1 protein-coding gene is annotated in these 1,742 nt (G+C 68.3%); it reads left to right on the forward strand.

What is annotated here, in order from left to right; genetic code table 11:
- A partial coding sequence (gene ilvD, locus DES43_RS22185; RefSeq protein WP_133676471.1) for a dihydroxy-acid dehydratase occupies nucleotides 1–1,742 on the forward strand: 1,742 nt, incomplete at both ends.

The following is a 1,742-nucleotide window of genomic DNA, read 5'->3' on the forward strand; positions in this document are numbered from 1 at the left end:
ATGAAGGACGGGGATTTCGGCAAGCCGATCATCGCGGTTGTGAACTCGTTCACGCAGTTCGTTCCGGGGCATGTGCACCTGAAGGACCTCGGCCAGCTGGTGGCGCGCGAGATCGAGAAGGCGGGCGGCGTGGCCAAGGAGTTCAACACCATCGCGGTGGACGACGGCATCGCCATGGGCCATGACGGCATGCTCTATTCGCTGCCCTCGCGCGAGATCATCGCCGACAGTGTCGAATACATGGTCAACGCCCATTGCGCGGATGCCATGGTGTGCATCTCCAACTGCGACAAGATCACGCCGGGCATGCTGATGGCGTCGCTGCGCCTCAACATCCCCACCGTGTTCGTGTCGGGCGGGCCGATGGAGGCGGGCAAGGTCGTGCTGCGGGGCGAGCAGCATGCGCTCGACCTGGTCGACGCCATGGTGGCGGCGGCCGACGACAAGGTTCCGGACGAGGACGTCAGGGCCATCGAGCGCTCGGCCTGCCCGACCTGCGGCTCGTGCTCGGGCATGTTCACCGCCAACTCCATGAACTGCCTGACCGAGGCGCTGGGCCTGTCGCTGCCGGGCAACGGCTCGACGCTGGCCACGCACAAGGACCGCGAGCGCCTGTTCGTCGAGGCCGGCCATCTGATCGTCGATCTGGCCCAGCGCTGGTACGAGCAGGACGACGCCACCGCCCTGCCGCGCACCATCGCCTCGAAGGGGGCCTTCGAGAACGCCATGACGCTCGACATCGCCATGGGCGGCTCCACCAACACGGTCCTCCACATCCTGGCCGCCGCCCATGAGGGCGAGGTGGACTTCACGCTTGCCGACATCGACGCGCTTTCCCGGAAAGTGCCGTGCCTGTGCAAGGTGGCGCCGGCAAAGGCCGACGTGCACATGGAGGACGTGCACCGGGCCGGCGGCATCTTCGCCATCCTCGGCCAGCTCGACAAGGCCGGGCTCATCCGGCGCGACCAGCCGACCGTGCACGCGGCCACGCTCGGCCAGGCGATCGAGCGCTGGGACATCTCGCGCACCGACAGCCAGAAGGTGCGCGACTTCTATCTGGCGGCACCCGGCGGCGTGCCGACGCAGGTTGCCTTCAGCCAGGACCGGCGCTGGGACAGCCTCGACCTCGACCGCGAGACGGGCGTCATCCGCTCGGCCGCGCATCCGTTCACGAAGGATGGCGGGCTTGCCGTGCTGAAGGGCAACATCGCGCCGGACGGCTGCATCGTGAAGACGGCGGGTGTGGACGAGAAGATCTGGACCTTCACCGGCCCCGCAAAAGTGTTCGAGAGCCAGGACGCGGCGGTCAAGGGCATTCTGGGCAACGAGGTCAAGGCGGGCGACGTGGTGGTCATCCGCTATGAGGGGCCGCGCGGCGGGCCGGGCATGCAGGAGATGCTCTACCCGACCAGCTACCTGAAGTCGAAGGGGCTGGGGGCGGCCTGCGCGCTGCTCACCGACGGGCGCTTCTCGGGCGGCACGTCGGGCCTGTCGATCGGCCATGTCTCGCCCGAGGCCGCGCTTGGCGGCACCATCGGGCTGGTGCGCGACGGCGACATCATCGCCATCGACATTCCCGGCCGCACCATCACCCTCGACGTGCCGGAAGCCGAGCTCGAACGCCGCCGCGCCGAACAGGACATCAGGGGCTGGAAGCCGGCCGAGACCCGCAAGCGCAACGTCACCACAGCCCTCAAGGCATACGCCGCCTTCGCAACAAGCGCGGACAAGGGAGCCGTCAG

This window comes from Aquamicrobium defluvii, from assembly GCF_004363725.1.
In the GTDB taxonomy this organism is placed as follows: Bacteria; Pseudomonadota; Alphaproteobacteria; order Rhizobiales; family Rhizobiaceae; genus Mesorhizobium; species Mesorhizobium defluvii.